The organism is Streptomyces sp. Ag109_O5-1 (genome assembly GCF_003814875.1).
Classification (GTDB): Bacteria; Actinomycetota; Actinomycetes; order Streptomycetales; family Streptomycetaceae; genus Streptomyces; species Streptomyces sasae.
Map to the genome: position 1 here is coordinate 4,353,675 of NZ_RKQF01000001.1, position 23,045 is coordinate 4,376,719.

Consider the following 23,045-nt stretch of genomic DNA (forward strand, 5'->3'; position numbering starts at 1 on the left):
GGGAGCGCTCCCGGGGTGCGTCACTCATCTCGCGCGCCGGGCCCATGGGGCAGCCGGTCGGCGGCGACCACCCCTTCGAGGTAACCCCGGGCCCGCTCGGTGCGCGGATACGCCTCCAGCAACCGCCAGAACCGGGGGCCGTGTCCCGGCACCAGCAGATGCGCAAGTTCGTGGCAGAGCACGTAGTCGACGACGTACTCGGGCATGCCCTGGAGCCGGTGCGAGAGCCGGATGCTGCCCTCGGCCGGGGTGCACGAGCCCCAGCGGGTGTTCTGGTTGGTGACCCAGCGCACCGAGGCGGGACGGGCCCGGCCGCCGAAGTACTGGTCCGACAGCCGCTGGGCGCGCTCGGCGAGTTCGGCGTCGCCGAGCACTCGCTTGCTCTCCTGGGCAGCGAGCTTCTTGAGCATGACGGTCACCCAGCGTTTCTCCTCCGCCTCGGACATCCGGGCAGGGATCAGCACGACGGTGCGATCGCCCTCGCGGTACGCGGACACGGTCCGGCGGCGCCGGGCGCTTCTGCGAACCTCGATCGCGCTCGCCCCCGAGCCGCTGGGCGGCTGGCTCGTCGTGCTGCGCTGTCGGTTTCCGGCGCTGTGCAGTGGGTCGGCGGGCACGCCCCGACGTTACCCGCTGCACATGCGGGAAGTCCCGGGTCCGGGACGGTTCGATGCCGATCCCCCACCATGCGTTTGATTTGTACGACGAATGCCCACCGCCTGTGGACAACTTTCGGCACCCACCGGGCGGGCCGGGCATGCTGGCACTCGTCGCCACTCGTCCGCGGAGCACGACCGGCTCCACCGGCAGACGGGGACGTTCCATCACCTTTCGACGGCTACGGGGGCCTGTCATGCATCCTTTGATGAAGCCCGCGCTCCGGCGCGGCTGGCGTGATCTCAACACCGTGCAGTTCGGGATGACTCCGGCGCACGCGATGACACTCGGACCGATGGACACGGCGACCGGGAGCTTCCTGGACCTGCTCAACGGCACCCGGGGGCTCGCGCTGCTGCGCGAGGAAGGGCGCCGCATGGACCTGCCGGACGGGCATGTCGACGCGCTGGTGGAGCGGTTGTCCCGGGCCGGGCTCGTCGACGACGCGCATGGCGGCGGGCCGGCGGCACAGTCGCTGCGCGAGAGGAAGCAGGTGCTGGAGCGGTTGCGCCCCGATCTGGAGTCGCTCTCCCTGATCACCCCGGAACCGGGCGGCCCGCTCGGCCGGCTGGCGGCCAGGCGTGCGCTGCGGGTACAGGTGCGGGGCGCGGGCCGGGTCGGTGTCACGCTGGCCGCGCTGCTGTCCGGTACGGGTGTCGGCGAGGTCGACGTGCGGGACGTGGGCCGGGTCCAGCCGTGGGACGTGACACCGGGTGGGCTGCCGGCGGAGGCGGTCGGCGAGCGCCGGGACGAGGCCGCGCGCAGGGTCGTCCGCAGAGCGGCCCCGGACCGTCCGCCGCGCCGTCCGGACCCGGCCGCGGAAGAACCCGGTCTGGCCCTGGTGATCATCGCCCCGCGCGACGACGTCCTGGTGCACGCCCCGGACGCGCGCGCCGCCGAGCCGCTCATGGCCTCGGGGACCCCGCACCTCTATACGGGTGTGGTGGAGGGCACGGGCGTCGTCGGCCCGCTCGTCCTCCCCGGCGGGACGGGGTGCGCCCGCTGTCTGCACGAGCACCGTACGGACCGGGATCCTGCCTGGCCGCGCCTGGTCGCCCAGTGGCGTTCCGGACAGGCCCGCCGGGTCGGCGCCTGCGATCTGACGCTGGCTGCGGCCGTGGCCGGTCTGGCCGCCGCCCACGCCCTGGCCTTCCTCGACGGGGAGTCGCCGTCCGGGACGGGAGTGCGCTGGGAGGCGTCCGTGCCTGCTCTGCACTGGCACGCGCGCCCGGTCCGGCCGCATCCCGCATGCCCTTGCGGAGCTGCGGAGAAAGCCAAGGGGGAACACTCCTCAACGGACGGGGATCCACACGCGACAATGGTGGGGCAACGGCCGTCGGCGGAGCGACGAGAGCACGCGGACGCGGCGCGGCCGACTGGGACTTGGAGGGCGCATGTCTGATCTTCCCCGGAAGGCGGTCACCCGGACCGCCAAGCTCGCCGCGCTCCCGCTCGGCATCGCCGGGCGGGCGACCTGGGGTCTGGGCAAGCGCATCGTGGGTGAGTCCGCGGAGATCGTCAGCCGGGAGCTGCAACAGCGCACCGCGGAGCAACTCTTCAAAATTTTGGGAGAGTTGAAAGGCGGGGCGATGAAATTCGGGCAGGCCCTGTCCGTCTTCGAGTCCGCTCTCCCGGAGGAGGTCGCCGGTCCCTACCGGGCCGCCCTCACCAAGCTCCAGGACGCCGCACCGCCGATGCCGACCCGCACCATGCACGCGGTGCTCGCCGAGCGGCTCGGAGAGGACTGGCGTGAGCTGTTCCTGGAGTTCGAGGACAAGCCCTCGGCGGCCGCCTCGATCGGCCAGGTGCACCGGGCGGTCTGGCACGACGGCCGCGCGGTCGCCGTCAAGGTCCAGTACCCGGGAGCCGGCGAGGCCCTGCTGTCCGATCTGGGACAACTGAGCCGTTTCGCACGACTGTTGGGGCCGTTGATCCCCGGCATGGACATCAAGCCGCTGATCGCGGAGCTGCGCGACCGGGTCTCCGAGGAACTGGACTACGCCCTGGAGGCACAGGCTCAGGCGGCGCACGCGGAGGAGTTCACGGACGACCCGGATGTGGTGGTCCCCTCGGTGGTACACCAGTGCGACCAGGTCCTGATCACGGAGTGGATCGACGGGATACCGCTCTCCGAGATCATCTCGCAGGGTACGCCGGAGCAGCGCGACCGGGCCGGCCAACTCCTGGCCCGCTTCCTGTTCTCGGGTCCGGCCCGCACCGGCCTGCTGCACGCCGACCCGCACCCGGGCAACTTCCGTCTGCTGCCCGGTGAGCCGGAGGACGAGGAGGAGTGGCGCCTGGGCGTGCTGGACTTCGGCACCGTCGACCGCCTCGCCGGCGGCCTGCCCGCTCCGATCGGCGACTCCCTCCGGATGACGCTGGACGGTGACGCCGAGGCGGTCTACGAGCTGCTGTGCGCCGAGGGGTTCGTCAAGGAGTCCATAGAGCTGGACCCCGATGCCGTCCTGGACTATCTGCTGCCGATCATCGAACCCGCCCAGGTCGACGAGTTCACCTTCACCCGCAACTGGATGCGCAGCCAGGCGGCCCGTATCGCCGACCCCCGCAACCCGGCCCACCAGCTGGGCAAGCAGCTCAACCTGCCGCCCGCCTACCTCCTGATACACCGGGTGACCCTGAGCACCATCGGCGTGCTGTGCCAGCTGGGCGCGACGGTACGGCTGCGGGAGGAACTGGAGGCGTGGCTGCCGGGGTTCGTACCCGAAGAGGTCGAGTACGCGGAAGAAGCCGAAGCGGCAGAGGCGGCCGTGGAGGCGCAGTAGGGGCGGGCGGTGCCGGTGTTCACCACCAGGGCGAGTCGAGCCGGCCCTCGATCGCTCTGAGGTTCTCCCTGGCGCAGGCGTCGCAGAAGAACTGGCGGACGCCGTTCTCCACGGAGCAGGTCCAGGTGGTGGGCTGGGGGCCGTCGGCCTGGGTGCCACAGCGGGCGCACACGAGAGGGTGGGGCTCCGTGGCGGAGCCGCCGTGATCACTGCCTCCGGAAAGACTCGTCACCTGGTGACGATAACTCCGCCGCGGGCGGATCAGCGCGCACAACGCACCGCAGGGGCCGGTCCGTTCGGACGGACCGGCCCCCGCGGGGAGCATTCGCCTCCCTCGGCCGGGGAGGCCACCGCTTCAGGTGTTCGGGATCACTGCATGACGGCCATGGCGAGCGCACGGCGGGCGCGCATCGAAGCGCGCTCGGCCCGGCGCTGCATCCGGCGAGCGGTCGCCAGGCGCACGGCCCGGCGTTCCTGCTCGGCCTCGTACAGTCGCTCGTGCATATGCGCACGAGCCAGGGCTTCTGGGATGAGTTGCATCTCTCGGGTCCTGTTCTGACGCGAGCCGGTGGTCGTACCGGCGGTGGTGAAGTCTGGAGTCGCGGAGCCTGTGGGCTCGCTGGTGGACGGCTTCATCGGGGCCTGCTTCTTGGGGTCGTGCGTGAGGGGGCGGTCGATCGTTCCGAGGATGTTCATGCCGTGACCGGGTTCTTGCGCGGGCGGCCACGCGGCCGCTTCCGGGCGACGACGACACCCTGGACGAAGAGCTCGCCACCCCAGACACCCCAGGGCTCGCGCCGCTCCTGGGCACCGGCGAGGCAGGCCTCGATCAGCGGGCAGGTGCGGCAGAGGGACTTGGCGTACTCGACGTCCGCCGGCGACTCGGCGAAGAAGACCTCCGGGTCGTAGGAGCGGCAGGGGACGGGTACGCCGAGGTTCTCGATGGCGTCGTCGAGCGCGGTGAGCGCGGTGAGCGGGATCAAGGTGGAGTCCTCCGTGAGGCCGGGCGGGGGGATCGTTTCGGAAGGCGGTACGGACGGGGCGTGCGCTTCGAGTTGCACGGTTGGTCTTCCTCGTCTGGTCGTTCCGGTCCGGTCGGACCGGTTGGCGGCTGGTACCGGGTTCTGCTCTCGTCCCGAGGCTCCTTCGCTTTGCTCTCCCCGTTCGGGGAAAACAGAAGGGCCGCGGATCCCGGATGGGGTTCCGCGGCCCTGAAGGCGCCGGCCTGATCTATCAGGCTGGATCACTCCAGGGTTCTGGCCCACGGAAGGCCCACATCAGGTGGTGCTGCGTCGTCTGCTTCCGGCTTGCGGCACCGGCGGCCGTAAAGGCATAGGCCTTGGCCTGTGCCACTACTGCTTCCAGTGCCTTGGTCGGTCGCTCGTTCCGCTCACGGACGGGAAGACCCGCGAGAGAAACGGAGGACGCCGGACGCACGGCAGGAATGCCGGACACACCGGTGCCCCGGTTGGAGACGCCGAGCATGCACACGGAGACGGCCGAGAGATCGGTCATTTTGGCCGCGCTGATGTTGGTCTCGATGCTGATCACTGGACTCGCCTCCTCTCGGCGTCTAAGGAACTGGCTGGGCCAGTCCGTTCGGATATGCAAGTACATCACGGAACCGGGCCTTCGAGAAGGCCGCCGCTTCCGTGCCTAGAACCTATGGGGATTGCTGGGGCATGCGCAAACTATTTTTTCGACGAGTTGAAGTCATTCCGTCTCGGTGCCTCCCTCGGGCTCCTGGCCTGCGCAGATGGCCAGAACATCGGCTCCGTAACGGTTGAGCTTGCGCATGCCGACACCGGGGATGCAGGCCAGCTCGCGATCGTCGTCCGGGGCACTCTCGGCGATGGCCATCAGTGTCCTGTCGGTGAAGACGCAGAAGGCCGGCTGACCGCTGAGCCGGGCCTGGTCCGCGCGCCACTCCCGCAGCCGCTCGTAGAGGCCCTCGTCCATGTCGGAGGGGCAGCCGTCGCAGCGCATCAGTTTCATCTCGCCCGCGTCGGTGAGGGTACGTCCGCAGACCCGGCAGCGGGCGGGGGAACGCTGGGTGCGCCGGGGCACTGCCACGGGGCCGCCGGTGAAGCCGCGTTCGACACCTCCGCCGCCCGCGCCGGAGCCGCGGCCGACGGTGCCGGTGGAGCCGGGGCGCAGCCCGTCCAGGAAGTGGCTGGGCCTGCGGTTGGGCCTGCCTCCGGGGGTGCGGGAGAGGGACCAGGAGACATGGAGCCGTTCCCTGGCGCGGGTCACACCGACATAGAGGAGACGGCGTTCCTCCTCGACCTGCTCGTCGGTCTTCGCATAGGTGATCGGCATCATGCCCTCGGCGACCCCGACCAGGAACACGACGTCCCACTCCAGCCCCTTGGCCGAGTGCAGGGAGGCAAGGGTGACGCCCTGGACGGTCGGCGCGTGCTGCGCGCTGGCCCGCTCGTCGAGTTCGGCGACGAAGTCGGCGAGGGTGGCGGCGGGCCGGGCGGCGGAGACGTCGCGGGCGAGGTTGACCAGGGCGGCCAGTGACTCCCAGCGTTCCCGGACCGCGCCGGAGCCGGCCGGAGGCTCGGTGGTCCAGCCTTCCCCGGAGAGGACCGCACGCACCTGGGACGGCAGATCCACGGTGTCGTCGAGCAGCGCGTCGTTGCCGCCGAAGCGGGCCGCGGCACGCAGGGCGACGCCCGCCTTGCGCACCTCGGGCCGGTCGAAGAACCGCTCGGCGCCGCGCAGCTGGTAGGACACCCCGGCGTCCGCGAGTGCCTGTTCATAGGCCTCGGACTGGGAGTTGGTGCGGAACAGGACGGCGATCTCGGCGGCCGGGACCCCGGCGGCGATGAGTTCCCGGATGCGGCGGGCGGCGCCCTCGGCCTCGGCGGGCTCGTCGACGTACTCGGTGTAGACGGGCTCGGGTCCCGCCGGGCGCTGGGAGATCAGCTCCAGGCGGTGGTCGGCGGCCCGTCCGCTGGCCTGGGCCAGCAGACCGTTGGCTAGGCGGACGACCTGGGGTGTGGAGCGGTAGTCGCGGACCAGCTTGACGACGGTGGCACCGGGGTGACGGATGCGGAAGTCGAGCAGATGGTCGGGGGTTGCGCCTGTGAACGAGTAGATGGTCTGACTGGCGTCACCCACGACGCACAGGCTGTCGCGGTCGCCGAGCCACAGCTCCAGCAGGCGCTGCTGAAGGGGGCTGACGTCCTGGTACTCGTCGACGACGAAGTGCTGGTACTGGGCGCGGACCTGGTCGGCGATGTCGTGCCGGTCCTGCAGGACGGCGACGGTCAGCAGCAGGACGTCCTCGAAGTCGATGACCGCGCGATCGCGCTTGAGGTCCTCGTACACCGAGTAGATCTGGGCGATCTCGGCCGGATCACGGGGGGCCTCGCGGCCGGCCTTCACGGCGGCGAGCGGATAGTCGGCGGGGACGGTCTGGGTGACCTTGGACCACTCGATCTCGGCGGTGATGTCCCGCAGCTCACCCCGGTCGAGCCGGACACGGCAGGCGGCCGCCGCGTCGGCGACGAGCTGGATCTTGCGGTCGACGAGCCGGGGCAGGGAGCCACCGATCGCTTTCGGCCAGAAGAACTGGAGCTGACGCAGCGCCGCGGAGTGGAAGGTGCGGGCCTGCACCCCCTGGGCGCCGAGCTGACGGAGCCGGCCGCGCATCTCTCCGGCGGCGCGGTTGGTGAAGGTGACGGCGAGCACGCTGGACGGCTGGAGGATGCCGGCCCGCACCCCGTAGGCGATCCGGTGGGTGATCGCCCGGGTCTTGCCGGTACCGGCTCCGGCCAGCACGCACACCGGTCCGTGCAGGGCGGTCGCCACCTCGCGCTGCTCGGGGTCGAGTCCTTCGAGCACCGCGTCGGCCGAGTCCGGTGCCTGCGGGAAGAGGGAGGAGTGCGTTGCTGCTGTCACACGGCAATGCTGCCAGGTCGCCGGAGACGGCTGCGCCGGTTGTCCACAGGCAACCCCTTGCAGTCGTACCAATGCGACAGGCGTCACTCGGGGCCGGTGCTGCGGGAATGGCGGACGGGTCGCGTACGTTCCTTCCCTGGACGACCTTCCCGACCTGCCGAAGGAGCGCGAGCGAGATGCAGGGCACTGTGACGATGTACAGCACCACGTGGTGCGGCTACTGCCGCCGGCTGAAGAGCCAGCTGGACCGCGAGGGCATCGCGTACACCGAGATCAACATCGAGCAGGACCCGGAGTCGGCCGCGTTCGTGGAGAAGGCGAATGGCGGAAACCAGACGGTCCCCACGGTGCTCTTCGCCGACGGCTCGACGTTGACGAACCCCTCGCTGGCCCAGGTGAAGCAGAGGGTCGGCGCGTAGGTTTTCCGGCGCGAGGGCGGTCCCTGACCCGGTCAGGGACCGCCTTCGCGCGTTCAGCGTGGTTTGTCCCACACCGCCGTGTAGCGCCACAGCAGCCGGCGCCGGTACCGGCGTCCGGGGAGCAGGTGCGCGGTGGCCTGCCGGACCTCTCCCCAGTGCATGGGGGAGTCCTCGACGGGCATCCCCGCCGGGGCCCGCTTGCCGCCCCGCAGAAGCGCGTTCAACCGGCTCGCGGGCACTCCGCAGCCGCTGATCACCCAGTCCAGAGGGGTGTGGTTGAACGCCATGCCCACGATGACCAGCCGACCGCCGGGCGCCAGCAGGCTCACCAGCCGGTCGATCGCGTCGTCGAACGGCGCATGGTGGATGACGGCGACGGCGCTGACGAAGTCGTAGCTCCCCTCGCCGAGGAGGGCGTCGTCGAGATAGTCGCCCTCGAGGAAGGTGACGTTCCCGGCGTCCCGTTTGCCGGCCTGCCGGATCATCTCGGCCGACCGGTCCACGCCGGTCACCGACTCCGCCCTGGTCGCGAGCTTGGCGGCCAGCAGGCCGTCGCCGCAGCCGACGTCCAGGGCGGTACGGCAGCCGTCCGGTACGGCGTCCAGCACCAGCGGGTGGTAGTGGACGTTGTGGTTCCAGTACGTCTCGACAGTCATCGCGGAAGCCTCAGACGAAGCTCCTCGTGGGCAGTGGCTTGCCGTACCACATCTCGATCAGGCGGGCCGCGATGGAGATGCCGTACGGCGGCAGGACGTCACCCGAGTCGAAGGCGGCGCCCAGTTCGTCGCGGGAGAACCAGCGGGCCTCGTGGATCTCGTCGCCGTCGACGTTGACCTCGGTCGAGGTCGCGCGGGCCATGAAACCGAGCATGAGGCTGGACGGGAACGGCCAGGGCTGGCTGGCGACGTACTCGACCGGGCCGACGGTGATCCCGGCCTCCTCGAAGACCTCGCGGCGCACCGCCTGCTCGATGGACTCCCCGGGCTCGACGAAGCCGGCGAGCGTGGAGAAGCGGCCCTCGGGCCAGTGGACCTGGCGGCCGAGCAGGATGCGGTCGTCCTCGTCGGTGACGGCCATGATCACGGCGGGGTCGGTGCGCGGGTAGTGCTCGGCGCCGCAGGCGGGGCAGCGGCGGATGTGGCCGGCGGCGGCGATGACCGTGCGCTCGCCGCAGCGGGAACAGAAGCGGTGGGTGCGCTGCCAGTTCTCCAGGCCGACGGCATGCACCATCAGGCCGACGTCACGGGGTGACAGCAGCAGCCCGGCCTCGCGCAGGCCCGCGGGCCGCGCGGACTGGTCGATACGGCCGGGCAGGGCGTCCTTCTGGAGCGCGAAGTAGCTGACGCCGTCCTCGTCGGTGCCCAGGAAGTAGCGGTGCGCCTCGGTGAGGGGGGCCTCGAAGGAGGGGGTCATCACGAGTTCGGTCCGGCCGTCGGACGTCTCGTCGATGAGGACCTGGCCGCCGGAGACCACGAAGCAGCGGGTGTCGGGGTGGCTCCACGCCGCCGCGAGCCAGGCCTCGTCGAGCCGGTGGTGCGCGGCGCGGTCGATGCCGCTCGGGGCGGTGAGCGAGATGGGTCGGTCTGCGGTGCGGTCGGTCCAGGTGGTCACGGGTGCTTCCAACTCCCCCAGTGCAACGGTTGTTTCAGCGGGCGGTTCAGCGGGACGAAGGGCGGGAGGAGACCGGGTCGGGCGGCGGGGCGGGCGGGGCGGCCCTTCCAGTGTGCCCCGCGCGCGGTGCCGCTCCGGACGGCGCAGGCGGCTCAGGGCGCATGGCGCCAGTTCTCGGCGAGATCGCTCCACAGGTAGGCGCTGGTCTCGACGCCCTTGAGGAGGAGGTCCAGCTCGACCTTCTCGTTGGGGGCGTGCCAGCCGTCGGAGGGGACGGAGATGCCCAGGAAGAGGACGGGTGCGGCAAGGACGTCCTGGAGGTCCGCAGCGGGGCCGGAGCCACCCGAACGGGTGAACCGGATCGGTCCCTCGAAGGCCCGGCCCATGGCGCGGGCCAGCGACTGGAGGCCGGGGTGGTCCAGCGGGGTCAGGCAGGGGCGGGTGGCCGGCAGGAAGGTGATCTCGGCGCGGATCCCGGCCGGGATCCGCTCGGCGGCCCAGGCTCGGACGATCTTCTCGATGTGCTCGGGGTCCTGTCCGGCGACCAGCCGGAACGACAGCTTCAGCAGCGCCGAGGACGGGATGATCGTCTTGCTGCCCGGGCCCTGGTAGCCGCCGCCGATGCCGTTGACCTCGGCGGTGGGGCGGGCCCAGATGCGCTCCAGGGTGGTGTGCCCGGCCTCGCCCTCGGTGGCGTACGAGTGTGCTTCGCGCAGCCAGCTCGCCTCGTCGAAGGGCAGCTCGGCCCAGAGCCGCCGCTCGCGGTCGCCGAGTTCGACGATGCCGTCGTAGAAGCCGGGGATCGCCACGCGCGCGTGCTCGTCGTGCAGTGCGGCGACCAGGCGGGCGGCGACGGTGGCGGGGTTGGGGACGGCGCCGCCGAAGGCGCCGGAGTGGATGTCCTGGTCGGGGCCGTGCAGGACGATCTCGCACTCGGCGAGCCCGCGCATGCCGGTGCACACCGTGGGGGTGTCCTCGGACCACATGCCGGTGTCGGAGACGATCACGGCGTCGGCGGCGAGCCGGTCCGCGTGCTGCTCGACCAGCGCCCGGAAGTGCGGGGAACCGGACTCCTCCTCGCCCTCGATCAGCAGCTTCAGGTTGACCGCGGGGGCGGTGCGGCCGGTGGCGGCGAGGTGGGCGCGGACGCCGAGTGTGTGGAAGAACACCTGGCCCTTGTCGTCGGCCGCCCCGCGCGCGTAGAGGCGGTTCTCCCGGACGACGGGCTCGAAGGGCTCGCTGTCCCAGCCGTCCTCCCGGGTGGCGGGCTGCACGTCGTGGTGGCCGTAGACAAGGACCGTGGGCGCCTCGGGGTCGCCCGCGGGCCACTCGGCGAAGACGGCCGGGGCGCCCGGTGTCTCCCAGACCTCGGCGGTCGGGAAACCGGTCTCCGTCAGCTTGGCGGCGAGCCAGTCGGCGCTGCGGCGTACATCGGGGGCGTGGTCGGGCTGGGCCGACACGGAGGGGATGCGCAGCCATTCGGCGAGGTCGTCGAGGAAGGCGGCGCGATGCTGCCCGATGTACGTACGGACGGCGCTGTCCGGGGTCTGGCTCATGGTCACGAGCCTAGCGGCCCGCGCCGACATCCTCGGCGGGCGGTTCGTCACACTCCGCTTGTCCGACGATCAGCTTTTCCAGGGCCGCCCGGTCGGGCAGCCCCTCCGGGCGCTCGATCTCGCCGGTGCGTACGTGCACGAACGCGACCGTGACCGCCTCGGGCGGCACGCCCTGCTGCTCGGCCCAGCCGATCCGGTAGATCGCCAGCTGGAGCGGGTCGGCGAGACGGGTGCGGCTGGTCTTCCAGTCCACGATCTCGTACGTCGCCTCGTCGCCGTGCCCGGTCCTGTAGACGGCGTCGATACGGCCCCTGACGACCCGGCCCGCGAGGGCGAGCTGGAAGGGTGCCTCCACGCGGTAGGGCGTGCGGTGGGCGTACTCGGTGCGTTCGAAGGCCTCCTTGAGGGCTTCGAGGTCGCGTTCGTCGGCGATCTCGGCGTCACTGCCGGGGAGCTCGTCGGGCTCCAGCATGGGCAGCGTGAGCTCCTCGAAGCGCGCCTCGACCCAGGCGTGGAACCGGGTGCCCCGGCGTGCGGCCGGTTGCGGAGGGCGCGGCATGGGGCGCGCGAGTTCCTGTGCGAGCCCGTCCGGGTCCTCGGCCAGCCGCATCAGCTGGGTGGCGGAGAGCGTCGCCGGCAGGGGTACGTCGGTGACGGCCTGCCGGGCGCGCAGGAGCTCGCCGGTGAGGGCGTCGAGGTCACGGTCCCAGGAGGCGATGGCACGGGCCTCCTCGGGGGTGAGGGGGGCGCGGTCGTGGTCGGGCACGCGCGCATGCCCGGGCTCCAGGGCGCGCACGTGTTCGGGCTCCGGGGCGCGTCCGTGCTCCGGAGCCGCGGCGCGTCCGTGCTCCGAGGCCGGGGCGCCTTCCTGATCCCGCGCACGCGGGGGTGTGCGTTCGGCGGGCGCGGCCTGGTGCGGGACCGTGGGGCGGTCGGGGCTCCAGGAATCCCAGTCCGCCGAGTCCCCGTCCGGGAAGTCGTCCTCGTAAGGGTCGGGCTCCTCGTCCTCGGGCGGCGGGGGCCAGTCCGGGTCCTCGTGACCGCTCGGGTCATGGGCGGCCGGCGGGTGTACCGACGACGGATGGCCGTCCGCGTCTCCCGTGAGGGCGTCCAGGTGGGCGAGGACGGTCTCGGCGGCCGCGCGGCGGCGCGCCAGGGCGGCCTCGTCCAGGGGCAGGGGCCACACCTGGTCGGCGCTCGCCGTGTGCAGGGCCGGGTTCTCCTCGTCCTCCGCCGGTTCGTCGGCCCAGACCTCGATCTCGCCCTGTCCGGCGGCGCAGTGGTCGTACAGGTCCTGGAGGAAGTCGGAAGGACCGCGCGGTTTCTTCTGGTTGGGGCCCCACCAGTGGCCGGAGCCGAGGAGGAGGGACCGGGGGCGGGTGAAGGTGACATAGCCGAGGCGCAGTTCCTCGGTGTGCTGGTGCTCCTTCATCGCCTCGTGGAAGGCCTTCATGCCCCGCGAGTCCCAGGCCTCGACGTCGGGCAGGGTCTCGCGGTCGCCGCGCAGGGCGTGCGGGAGCACCTTCGCCTGGGCGGTCCACTTCTCGCGGCCCTGGCTGCTCGGGAAGGTGCCCTTGACCAGCCCGGGAACGGCGACGACGTCCCACTCCAGGCCCTTGGACTTGTGAGCGGTGAGCACCTTGACGGTGTTCTCGCCGCCGGGCAGGGCGTTGTCGAGGCCCTTCTCGTACTGGGCGGCGGTGCGCAGGAAGCCGAGGAAGGCGAGCAGGGTGGCCTCCTGGTCGCCGGCCGCGAAGGAGGCGGCGACGTCCAGGAAGTTGGAGAGCGTCTCACGGCGGCGGGCGGCCAGCGCGTGCGGGGACGCGGACAGTTCCACTTCCAGGCCGGTGACCGCGAGGACGCGGTACAGGACGTCCATCAGCGGGTCGGACAGGGCGCGGCGCAGTTCGCGCAGTTCGGTGGCGAGGCGGGCGAAGCGCACGCGCGCGTCCGGCGAGAACGGCAGTCCGTCGTCCTGCTGCCCGAACTGCTCGGTGCCGAGCGGCAGCTCCAGGAATGTGTCCAGGGCGTCCGCGAGCGATATCACCTCGGCGGGGTCGACGCCCTCGACGGCCTCGGCGAGCCGGCGGTCCGGGTCGTCGGCGTCGCCCACGCGCGCGTGCGTCACGAGCAGCCGGGCGCGGCGGCCGAGGAGGGCGAGGTCGCGGGGGCCGATGCGCCAGCGCGGGCCGGTCAGCAGCCGCACCAGGGAAGCGTTGGCCCCGGGGTCCTGGAGCACCTCGCAGACGGCGACGAGGTCGGCCACCTCGGGCAGGTGCAGCAGTCCGGAGAGGCCGACCACCTCGACGGGGATGTCGCGGGCGACTAGGGCGCCCTGGATCTCGGCGAAGTCGGTCGCCGTACGGCACAGGACCGCGATCTCGCCGGGCGCGGTGCCGGTGCGGACGAGGTGGGCGACGGAGTCGGCGATCCAGTCCATCTCCTCGGCGTGGGTGCGCAGCAGGGCGCAGCGGACCGTGCCGTCCTGTTCGGCGCCCGGGGCAGGGCGCAGGGCCTCCACGCCCGCGTGCATGGCGCGCAGCGGCTCGGCCAGGCCGTTGGCGAGGTCGAGGAGGCGGCCGCCGCTGCGGCGGTTCTCGCTGAGCGCCCGGCGGGTGGCGGGGCTGCCGTCGGCGTGTGCGAAGTGCTCGGGGAAGTCGTCGAGGTTGGCGACGGAGGCGCCGCGCCAGCCGTAGATGGCCTGGCAGGGGTCGCCGACCGCGGTCACGGGGTGGCCGGTGCCACCGCCGAACAGGCCCGCCAGGAGTACCCGCTGGGCGACCGAGGTGTCCTGGTACTCGTCGAGGAGTACGACGCGGAACTCGTCGCGCAGCAGCCGGCCCACCTCGGGGATGCCGGCCAGCGACGCGGACAGTGCGATCTGGTCGCCGAAGTCGAGCAGGTCACGTTCGCGTTTGGCGGCCCGGTAGCGCAGGACGAGCCCGGCCAGTTCGCGGCGTGCGGCCGCGGTCTCGGGCACCTTGCGCAGGTCGGCGTTGCTCAGCTTGGCGCCCGCCAGGGTGTTCAGCAGCCCGGCGTCCCAGGTGCGCAGGTCCTCGGGGCGTACGAGGTGCTCGGCGAGCTCGGAGTCCAGGGTGAGCAGGTCGCTGACCAGGTCGGCGAAGGAGCGGGTCAGGGCCGGGTAGGGGCCGGGGGCCTCGCGCAGCACGCGTGCGGCGAGCTGGTAGCGGGTGGCGTCGGCGAGCAGCCGGGAGGTCGGCTCCAGGCCGATGCGCAGACCGTGGTCGGTCAGCAGCCGGCCCGCGAAGGCGTGGTACGTCGAGATGACCGGCTCGCCGGGCGGGTTGTCCGGGTCGATGGCGTCGGGGTCGGTGACGCCCGCCTTGACGAGCGCCTTGCGGACGCGCTCGGCGAGCTCCCCGGCCGCCTTGTTGGTGAAGGTGAGGCCCAGAACCTGTTCCGGGGCGACCTGTCCGGTGCCGACGAGCCAGACCACGCGCGCCGCCATCACCGTCGTCTTGCCCGACCCGGCTCCGGCCACGATCACCTGCGGGGCGGGCGGCGCGGTGATGCAGGCCGTCTGCTCCGGGGTGAACGGGATGCCGAGGAGCTCCTTGAGCTGCTCGGGGTCGGTGATGAGGGCGGGCATGAGGAAAGAGGCTAGCGGTGGGCACTGACAATCGGGACACGGCGCTCACTCCACCACGTGCCGCCCCTCGGGCCGCGCGCTGCACGAGGCGCGGAAAGCGCAGTGCGTGCAGTGCTGGCCGGTGGTCGGGGTGAAGCGTTCGTCGAGGACCTTTCCGGCGGCGGTGGCCAGCAGGTCACCGACCCACTCCCCCTCCAGCGGCTCCTGTGCCTGCACCTTGGGCAGGGTCTCGCCGCCGTCGCGCTGGGCGGCGCCCTGTCTGAGGTGGACCAGTTCGGCGCCGCCGGGCTCGGGTCGTACGCCGTCGAAGGCCTCGTCCACGGCACCCTCGCGGACCGCGAGCTGGTAGACGGCGAGCTGCGGGTGGCGGGCCACCTCGGCCGCGCTCGGCGCCTGCTTGCCGGTCTTGAAGTCGACGACGTACGCGCGGCCCTCGCCGTCCGTCTCGACGCGGTCCATCTGGCCGCGGATGCGCACCTCGTAGTCGCCCGCTCCGAGGGTGACGTCGAAGTCCTGCTCGCTGGCCACGGGTGTGCGTTCGGTGCGGTCCAGGACGTGCCACTTCAGGAAGCGTTCGAGCGCCACGCGCGCGTTGTCCTTCTCCTGCGCCGACTTCCAGGGGGCGTCGAAGGCGAGCGCGTTCCACACCGACTCCAGGCGCTCCATGAGAACGGCGAGGTCGGCGGGGGTGCGTCCGGAGGCGACCTCGTCGGCGAGGACGTGCACGACGTTGCCGAAGCCCTGGGCGGTGGTGGCGGGGGCGTCGGCCTTCACCTCGCGGCCCAGGAACCACTGCAGGCTGCAGGTGTTGGCGAGCTGGTCGAGGGCGCTGCCGGAGAGCACGACGGGCTGGTCGCGGTCGCGCAGCGGCACCTTGCTCTCGGTCGGCTCGAACATGCCCCACCAGCGGTAGGGGTGGGCGGACGGCACCAGGGGGCGGCCGTCCTCGTCGGCGAGCGCCGCCAGCCGGGCCAGACGGCGGGCGGCCGCCTCCCGGAGGACGTCGGACGCGCGCGGGTCGACCGTGGTCGCGCGCAGCTCGGCGACCAGGGCGGCCACGGAGAGCGGGCGGCGGGGACGTCCGGTGATGTCCTGGGGCTCGACGCCCAGCTCGGTGAGGAACCGGGAGGGCTGGTCGCCGTCGTCCGCGGGTGCCTTCACCGCGGTGACGACGAGGCGTTCACGCGCGCGCGTGGCGGCGACGTAGAACAGGCGGCGTTCCTCGGCGAGGAGCGCGCCCGGGGTGAGCGGTTCGGCGAGCCCGTCGCGGCCGATGCGGTCCGCCTCCAGGAGCGAGCCGCGGCGGCGCAGGTCGGGCCAGAGTCCCTCCTGGACGCCGGCGACGACGACCAGGCTCCACTCCAGACCCTTGGCACGGTGCGCGGTCATCAGGCGCACGGCGTCCGGGCGTACCGCGCGGCCGGCGAGGGTGTCGGCGGCGATGTCCTCGGCCTCGATCTCCGCCAGGAAGTTCAGGGCGCCGCGGCCTCCGCTGCGCTCCTCCGCGCGGGCGGCGGTGGCGAACAGGGCGCACACGGCGTCCAGGTCACGGTCGGCGTTGCGGCCGGCCGCGCCGCCGCGCCGGGCGGTGCGCTCCAGGCGTGAGGGCCAGGGTGTGCCGTTCCACAGGTCCCACAGCGCCTCCTCGGCCGTACCGCCGCCCGCCAGGCGCTCCCTGGCCTTCCTGAGCAGCGCGCCGAGCCGCTGGGCCCCGCGCGCGTAGCCGGGGTCGTGGACGGCCAGCCGCTCGGGCTCGGCGAGCGCCCGCGCGAGCAGGTCGTCCGAGGGCGGCGGGAGCGCGTTGCCGGCCGCGCGCTCCTCGTCGCGCAGGGCGCGGCCGAGGCGGCGCAGGTCGGCCGCGTCCATGCCGGCGAGCGGGGAGGTGAGCAGGGTGAGGGCGGTCTCGGTGTCGAGCAGGCAGGCACCCTCTTCCGGATCCTGCGCGGCTTCCGCCTCCGCCACCGCCCGGAGCGCCGTCAGCAGGGGTGCCACCGCCGGTTCGTGGCGCAGCGGCAGGTCGTCGCCGTCGATGTCCAGGGGTACGCCGGCCGCGGTGAGGGCGCGGCGGACGGCCGGGATGGTGTGTGACCCGGCGCGCACCAGGACGGCCATGTCGCTCCAGCGGACGCCGTCCTCCAGGTGCGCGCGCCGCAGGATGTCGGCGATGTTGTCGAGCTCGGTGCCGGACGTCGGGTACGTGTAGACCTCGACGCCGCCCCCGTCCCGCGCCGCGGTCAGCTCCCGGTGGGCGCGCACCTTGTCGGCGGGCAGCCGGGTCAGCGGCATCCGACGGGTGAGCAGGCGGGTCGCGGCCAGCAGGCCGGCGCCGGCCCGGCGGGACGTGCGCAGCACCTCCACCGGGGCGGGACGGCCGTCCACGCGCGCGAAGGCCGACGGGAACTCCAGGATGCCGTTCACGTCGGCGCCCCGGAAGGTGTAGATCGACTGGTCCGGGTCGCCGAACGCGATCAAGGTGCGGCCGCCGCCGGCCAGGGCTTGCAGCAGTCGCACCTGGGCCGGGTCGGTGTCCTGGTACTCGTCGACGTAGACGGCGTCGTAGCGGCTGGCGAGGTCCAGGGCGACCTCGGGACGCTGGGCGAGCAGCACCGCGCGGTGGACGAGTTCGGCGTAGTCGAGGACGCCCTGGAGGTCGAGGACGTCGAGGTACTCGGCGAGGAACGCGGCCGCGGCCCGCCAGTCGGGGCGGCCGATACGGCGGGCGAAGGCGTCCAGGGCGGCCGGGTCCAGGCCCAGTTCGCGGCTGCGGGCGAGGACCGCGCGGACCTCGTCGGCGAAGCCCCGGGTGGTCAGGCAGGCGCGCAGTTCGTCCGGCCAGCGCACATGGTTCAGCCCGAGCCGCTCCAGGTCGGGCTGGCCGGCCAGCAGGTCGCGAACGGCGACGTCCTGCTCGGGACCGGACAGCAGCCGCAGCGGGTCCACGAACAGGCCGCTGTCCTGGTGGGCACGGACCAGGGCGTAGCAGTACGAGTGGAAGGTGGTCGCCCGGGGCGCGCGGGCCGCGCCCACGCGCAGGGCCATGCGGTCGCGCAGTTCGACGGCGGCCTTGCGGCTGAACGTCAGCACCAGGATCCGCTCGGGGTCCCCGCCCCGGGCGATCCGCGCGGCCACGGACTCGACCAGGGTGGTGGTCTTCCCGGTGCCCGGACCCGCGAGGACGAGCAGCGGCCCCGGCCCGTGGTCAACCACGGCGCGCTGTGCGGCGTCAAGACGAGGGGGATCCACATCGGCCGGCGGGGTACGGACCAGTCGGTAAGCGCCACGGCTCCCCTGTCGCACCTGGAGGTGCGACAGGCGCCTGGTGGAGGAAGAGGAGCTCACGTGGTTCGCCGGTCCTGGTGGGTGTGCTGGTTGACTCGCGGTCGCGCGTGCGCAGCGGTGGCCGCGGGGTGAGCGGGACACGTGCAGCCGACGCTACGCCGACGAACCGGACGGAAGCAGAGCTTCCGCTTGTTCCCGTCCGCCTCGGGCGGCACTCGTGGCACGTGCGCCCCGCGTCTCTCGAACGTACGTCATGCCACGGACGTCCCCGGTGTCCCTCGTACGGGCCATGGGTTCCCCTCGGGGGCCTCCGATGGCGGAAGCTGTCAGGTGTGAGCCTCCGTGTCCGCGCCGCCGTCCCACCGCGCCCGCTTCATGTCGAGCCGCGGCAGATGGCCCTCCGCGGCCCTGCTCGCCTCCTTCAGCGGTGTGCCCTCGGCGCGGTAGTGGTCCAGGGCGCCCAGTTCGTGCCCCGGGAGCAGCACCCCGTCGGAGCGCACCACACGCCACCACGGGACGGCACCGCCGTAGAGGGACATCACACGTCCGACCTGGCGCGGCCCTCCCTGCTCCAGCCACTCCGCGACGTCGCCGTACGTCATCACACGTCCGGGCGGGATCCGCTCCGCGACCTCCAGGACCCGCTCGGCGTACTCGGGCAGTTCGTCCGGGTACCCCTCCCGGGTGTCCTCGGGAAGGCTCTGCTCGCTCATTCGCCCCATCCTGCCGCACCCCACCGACAACCGGCGCGGTGCGCGTCAGGCCTCCGTCTCGCCCTCGGGCGGCGCTTCGGGCAGACTGTGCGCCCCCGCATTCTGCACCCTGATGCCCTCGTGTGTCGGTGGAGCATGCCACCATCGTGCGGGCGGTGACTGGTGATACGAGATCAAGAAGAGACGACCAAGCAGCAGAGCGTGCACCCCGACGGCGCGGCGGGCACCTCTGACGCCGCCGCACGCCCGGACGACACGCCCCCCGGCTCCGTGGAGCCGGACACCGCCGCCGGATCCGACGTCTCCGAGGCGGAACACGTGCCGGACGACGAAATGCACACCGACGAGGTGGAGGGCGACGAACCGCTGCTCCCCGCGCGCGTGCACCGCCCGTCCGACCTCATGCGGCTCCTGGTCGGCGTGCTCGCCATCGCCGTGCTGCTCGGGATCGCCGCGTTCGCGCACGGCACCACCTCGGGGCTGGAACAGGACATCAACAAGGGCACAGGGCAGGCACCCGACCTGCTCATCAGGTTCGCGGGGCTGGCCTCCAGCATCGCGATCCTGCTGGTGCCGGTCGCGTTCGCCATCGAGCGGCTGATCAAGCGGGACGGGCTGCGGATCGCCGACGGCGTGCTCGCCGCCGTTCTCGCACACGGCGTGACCCTCGCCACGGACCTGTGGGTGGCCCGGGCCGCCCCGGGCTCGATCCAGGAGGCGCTCACCCAGCCCTCCCCCGGTGACATCCACGCCCTCACCGACCCGGTGCACGGCTATCTCGCGCCCGTCATCGCCTATATGACCGCTGTCGGCATGTCACGGCGGCCCAGATGGCGCTCGGTGCTGTGGATCGTGCTGATGCTCGACGCGTTCTCCATGCTGGTCACCGGCTACACGACGCCGTTCTCGATCATCCTCACCGTGCTGATCGGCTGGACCGTCGCCTACGGCACGCTGTACGCGGTCGGCTCGCCGAACGTCCGCCCCACCGGGCGGACCCTGCTGGCGGGCCTGCGGCACGTCGGCTTCCACCCGGTCGGCGCGGCCCGCGAGGAGGTCCTGGACTCCGAGAACGGCGACCGGGGCCGGCGCTACTTCGTCACCCTTGAGGACGGCCCGCCACTGGACGTGACGGTCGTCGACCGGGAACAGCAGGCCCAGGGCTTCTTCTACCGCGCGTGGCGCAACCTGACCCTGCGCGGCTTCGCCACCCGCTCCAGCCTCCAGTCGCTGCGCCAGGCCCTGGAACAGGAGGCGCTGCTGGCGTACGCGGCGATCGCGGCCGGCGCCAACGCGCCCAAGCTGATCGCCACCTCCGAGCTGGGCCCCGACGCGGTGATGCTCGTCTACGAGCACACCGGCGGCCGCACGCTCGACTCGCTGGCCGACGAGGAGATCACCGACGAACTGCTGCGCAACACCTGGCACCAGGTGCAGGCGCTGCAGTCGCGCCGGATCGCGCACCGCAGGCTGGCGGGTGACGCCATCCTGGTGGATCGTTCCGGCAAGGTGATCCTCACCGACCTGCGCGGCGGCGAGATCGCGGCCGGCGAGCTGCTGCTGCGCATGGACGTCGCCCAGCTGGTCACCACGCTCGGCCTGCGGGTGGGTGCCGAACGGGCGGTGACCTCGGCGGTCGGCGTCCTCGGTCCCGACGCCGTCGCCGACTGTCTGCCGATGCTCCAGCCGATCGCGCTCACCCGCTCCACGCGCGCGACGCTGCGAAGACTGGCCAGAGAACGCGCCCAGCGCGAACGCGACGCGGTCCTGGAGGCGTCCCGGCAGGCCAAGCAGGCCCGCTCGGAGGAGGCCGAGAAACCCGACAAGAAGACGGTGCGGGCCGAGCAGCGGGCCGAGAAGCGGGCCCTGGACGATGCACTGGAAGAGGCCCGCGAGGAGGACCTGCTCACCCAGATCCGGCACCAGGTGCTGCGGATCAGGCCGCAGGCACCCGTCGAACCGGCCCGTCTGGAGCGGGTGCGGCCACGCACGCTGCTCAGCTTCATGGCCGGGGCGATCGGCGCGTACTACCTGCTCACGCAGCTCACCCACATCGAGTTCGGCACCCTGTTCGCGCAGGCCCAGTGGGGCTGGGTGCTCGCCGCGGTGGCATTCTCGGCGCTCAGCTACGTCGCCGCCGCGATGGCTCTGCTCGGGTTCGTGCCGGAGCGGGTGCCGTTCGTGCGGACGGTGGCGGCGCAGGTCGCCGGCTCCTTCGTGAAGATCGTGGCACCGGCCGCCGTCGGCGGTGTCGCCCTCAACACGCGCTTCCTGCAGCGCGCCAAGGTGCGCCCCGGTCTCGCGGTGGCGAGCGTCGGCGCCTCGCAGCTGTTCGGGCTCGGCTGTCACATCCTGATGCTGCTGTCCTTCGGCTATCTCACCGGCACCGAGAAGACGCCTTCGCTGTCGCCGTCCCGCACCGTCATCGCGGGCCTGCTGACCGTCGCCGTGCTGGTCCTCGTGGTGACCTCGGTGCCGTTCCTGCGGAAATTCGTCTCCACGCGCGTACGGTCACTTTTCGCGGGTGTCGTGCCGCGCATGCTGGACGTGCTCCAGCGACCGCAGAAGCTCGTCACCGGTATCGGCGGCATGCTGCTGCTGACCGCCTGCTTCGTGATGTGCCTGGACGCCTCCATCCGCGCGTTCGGCGACCAGTCGACCTCGCTCAGCATCGCCAGCGTCGCCGTCGTCTTCCTCGCCGGAAACGCACTCGGCTCCGCGGCGCCCACCCCGGGCGGTGTCGGTGCGGTCGAGGCGACCCTGACGGTCGGCCTGATCGCCGTGGGCCTCCCCAAGGAAGTCGCGGCACCCGCCGTGCTGCTGTACCGGCTGCTGACGCTGTGGCTGCCGGTCCTGCCGGGCTGGCTGGCCTTCAACCACCTCACGCGCAAGGGCGCGCTCTAGGGGCGTACCTCGTACGGCTCGTGCCCCGCGCGCGTGGTCGTGGGCAACCCCAGGATGGGAGCATGCCGAACCCCTTCCGGATCCGCGCCGCCCTGACCACCGCCCTGGTGCTGTCCTCCCTGCTGACCGGGTGCAGCGACGGATCCACGGACGGGGATCTGACGGCCCAGACACTGAACTGGAAGAGCTGTCCGGCGCCCGACGAGGCCGAGGGCGGCGGCGACTCCCCGTCGCCCCTGCCCGGTGGCGGCACCTGGCAGTGCGCCACCATGAAGGCGCCCCTCGACTGGGCGAACCCGAAGGGCCCCACCATCGGTCTCGCGCTGATCCGCGCCAAGGCCAGCGGCGATCCGAGCAGACGGATCGGCTCCCTGATCTTCAACTTCGGCGGGCCCGGCGGCAGCGGTGTCACCACACTCCCCGCGTTCGGCGAGGACTACGCGGCCCTGCGCACCCGTTACGACCTCGTCAGCTTCGACCCGCGCGGAGTCGGCCGCAGCGACCCCGTCGAGTGCCTGAGCGACGCCCAGCTCGACGACTACTTCCAGCAGGACGCGACACCGGACACCGACGCCGAGCAAACCGCACTGATCAACCGCACCAAGCAGTTCAACGCCGCCTGCGAGAAGAACTCCAAGACGATCCTGCCGCACGTACCCACCACCGACGCCGCCCGCGACATCGACCTGATGCGCCAGGTCCTCGGCGACAGGCAACTGCACTACTTCGGCATCTCCTACGGCACCGAACTCGGCGGCGTCTACGCCCACCTGTTCCCGAAGCACGTGGGCCGGGCCGTCTTCGACGCCGTGGTCGACCCCACCCAGAACCCCGAACAGAGCTCGCTGGGGCAGGCCAAGGGCTTCCAGCTCGCGCTCGACAACTTCGCCGAGGACTGCACGTCGAAGACGACGGAGTGCCCGATCGGCGACACCCCGCAGGACGTGAAGGACCGTATCGCCAAGCTCCTCACGGACCTGGACAGCAAACCGATCCCCGGCATCCTCCCCCGCCAGCTGACCCAGACCGCCGCTACCAACGGCATCGCCCAGTCCCTGTACTCCAAGGACTTCTGGGAGTACCTCACCGAGGGCCTGGAGGAGGCGTACGACGGCGACGGGAAGATCCTGATGCTGCTGTCCGACTCGATGAACGGCCGCAACCAGAACGGCGAGTACAGCAACATCACCGCGGCGAACATCGCCATCAACTGCGCCGACCAGAAGCCGCGCTACACCGCCGACTTCGTCCAGCAGCGACTGCCCGAGTTCCGCGCCGCCTCCCCGCTGTTCGGCGACTACCTCGCCTGGGGCATGGTCAGCTGCACGAACTGGGCGGTGCCGGGCGCCGCCGACCATCCCGACGTCAGCGCGCCCGGGTCGGCGCCGATCCTGGTCGTGGGCAACACGGGGGATCCGGCCACACCGTACGAGGGTGCGAAGAAGATGGTGGAGGCGCTGGGGAAGGGCGTCGGGGTGGAGCTGACGTACAAGGGACAGGGGCACGGGGCGTACGACAGCAAGAACAAGTGTGTGCAGGGTGCGGTGAACGGCTATCTGCTGGAGGGGACGGTGCCTGCGGCTGGGAAGGTCTGTGCGTAAGCG

Annotated in this window: 17 protein-coding genes; 5 read left to right on the forward strand and 12 right to left on the reverse strand. The window is 72.2% G+C overall.

All coding sequences use genetic code 11. From position 1 onward, the window contains the following. Positions 1-20: 20 nt before the first annotated feature. Positions 21-617 (reverse strand): M48 family metallopeptidase, encoded by a 597-nt coding sequence (locus EDD90_RS19725; protein ID WP_123974284.1) that lies wholly within the window; start codon positions 615-617, stop codon positions 21-23. Positions 618-853: 236 nt separating this feature from the next. On the opposite strand from EDD90_RS19725, the gene EDD90_RS19730 reads away from it, so the two are divergent. After that, positions 854-2,059 (forward strand): TOMM precursor leader peptide-binding protein, encoded by a 1,206-nt coding sequence (locus EDD90_RS19730; RefSeq protein ID WP_123974285.1) that lies wholly within the window; start codon positions 854-856, stop codon positions 2,057-2,059. Then, a complete protein-coding gene (locus tag EDD90_RS19735) occupies positions 2,052-3,440 on the forward strand; it encodes an AarF/ABC1/UbiB kinase family protein (protein ID WP_123974286.1) in 1,389 nt (462 codons plus the stop codon). Before EDD90_RS19730 ends, EDD90_RS19735 begins: the two co-directional genes overlap by 8 nt. 19 nt (positions 3,441-3,459) lie before the next feature. Here the strand turns inward: EDD90_RS19735 and EDD90_RS19740 are convergent, their stop codons facing one another. The 5 genes from EDD90_RS19740 to EDD90_RS19760 all read right to left on the reverse strand — a co-directional run bounded on the left by EDD90_RS19740 (position 3,460) and on the right by EDD90_RS19760 (position 7,349). Next, the gene (locus tag EDD90_RS19740) at positions 3,460-3,672 is read right to left on the reverse strand and encodes a hypothetical protein (protein WP_123974287.1); all 213 of its coding nucleotides are present in this window, start codon (positions 3,670-3,672) and stop codon (positions 3,460-3,462) included. A 137-nt stretch (positions 3,673-3,809) separates the two neighbouring features. Further along, entirely contained in the window at positions 3,810-4,136 is a 327-nt protein-coding gene (locus tag EDD90_RS19745) for a hypothetical protein (RefSeq protein WP_123974288.1), read from the reverse strand. After that, positions 4,133-4,501 carry a WhiB family transcriptional regulator gene (locus EDD90_RS19750; protein WP_123974289.1) on the reverse strand — a complete coding sequence of 123 codons (369 nt, stop codon included), beginning with the start codon at positions 4,499-4,501 and terminating at the stop codon, positions 4,133-4,135. The genes EDD90_RS19745 and EDD90_RS19750 overlap by 4 nt, the downstream gene beginning before the upstream one ends. A 172-nt stretch (positions 4,502-4,673) precedes the next feature. After that, positions 4,674-4,955 carry a hypothetical protein gene (locus tag EDD90_RS19755; protein WP_394365605.1) on the reverse strand — a complete coding sequence of 94 codons (282 nt, stop codon included), beginning with the start codon at positions 4,953-4,955 and terminating at the stop codon, positions 4,674-4,676. A 198-nt stretch (positions 4,956-5,153) separates the two neighbouring features. Beyond that, positions 5,154-7,349, reverse strand: coding sequence for an ATP-dependent DNA helicase UvrD2 (locus tag EDD90_RS19760; protein ID WP_260327948.1), 2,196 nt, complete (start codon positions 7,347-7,349; stop codon positions 5,154-5,156). Between the two features lie 176 nt (positions 7,350-7,525). Between EDD90_RS19760 and EDD90_RS19765 the strand changes: the two genes are divergently transcribed. Further along, positions 7,526-7,768, forward strand: a complete 243-nt coding sequence (locus EDD90_RS19765; protein WP_123974292.1) for a mycoredoxin — start codon at positions 7,526-7,528, stop codon at positions 7,766-7,768. A 53-nt stretch (positions 7,769-7,821) separates the two neighbouring features. Here the strand turns inward: EDD90_RS19765 and EDD90_RS19770 are convergent, their stop codons facing one another. The 6 genes from EDD90_RS19770 to EDD90_RS19795 form a co-directional block, all read right to left on the reverse strand. After that, the gene (locus EDD90_RS19770; RefSeq protein WP_123974293.1) at positions 7,822-8,424 is read right to left on the reverse strand and encodes a bifunctional 2-polyprenyl-6-hydroxyphenol methylase/3-demethylubiquinol 3-O-methyltransferase UbiG; all 603 of its coding nucleotides are present in this window, start codon (positions 8,422-8,424) and stop codon (positions 7,822-7,824) included. 10 nt (positions 8,425-8,434) lie between these two features. Then, a complete protein-coding gene (gene nudC / locus EDD90_RS19775) occupies positions 8,435-9,379 on the reverse strand; it encodes an NAD(+) diphosphatase (RefSeq protein ID WP_123974294.1) in 945 nt (314 codons plus the stop codon). 152 nt (positions 9,380-9,531) lie between these two features. After that, complete coding sequence (locus EDD90_RS19780) at positions 9,532-10,935, reverse strand: dipeptidase (RefSeq protein WP_123974295.1); 1,404 nt, start codon at positions 10,933-10,935, stop codon at positions 9,532-9,534. Positions 10,936-10,945: 10 nt separating this feature from the next. Beyond that, positions 10,946-14,545 (reverse strand): UvrD-helicase domain-containing protein, encoded by a 3,600-nt coding sequence (locus EDD90_RS19785; protein ID WP_123974296.1) that lies wholly within the window; start codon positions 14,543-14,545, stop codon positions 10,946-10,948. Positions 14,546-14,590: 45 nt separating this feature from the next. After that, positions 14,591-17,884: an ATP-dependent DNA helicase gene (locus EDD90_RS19790; protein WP_123974297.1), complete on the reverse strand. Its 3,294-nt coding sequence runs from the start codon at positions 17,882-17,884 to the stop codon at positions 14,591-14,593. Between the two features lie 266 nt (positions 17,885-18,150). Next, positions 18,151-18,537: an MGMT family protein gene (locus EDD90_RS19795; RefSeq protein WP_123974298.1), complete on the reverse strand. Its 387-nt coding sequence runs from the start codon at positions 18,535-18,537 to the stop codon at positions 18,151-18,153. Between the two features lie 162 nt (positions 18,538-18,699). Between EDD90_RS19795 and EDD90_RS19800 the strand changes: the two genes are divergently transcribed. Further along, positions 18,700-21,441, forward strand: coding sequence for a lysylphosphatidylglycerol synthase domain-containing protein (locus EDD90_RS19800; protein WP_123974299.1), 2,742 nt, complete (start codon positions 18,700-18,702; stop codon positions 21,439-21,441). Positions 21,442-21,503: 62 nt separating this feature from the next. Beyond that, positions 21,504-23,042, forward strand: a complete 1,539-nt coding sequence (locus tag EDD90_RS19805) for an alpha/beta hydrolase (RefSeq protein ID WP_123974300.1) — start codon at positions 21,504-21,506, stop codon at positions 23,040-23,042. Positions 23,043-23,045: the final 3 nt, after the last annotated feature.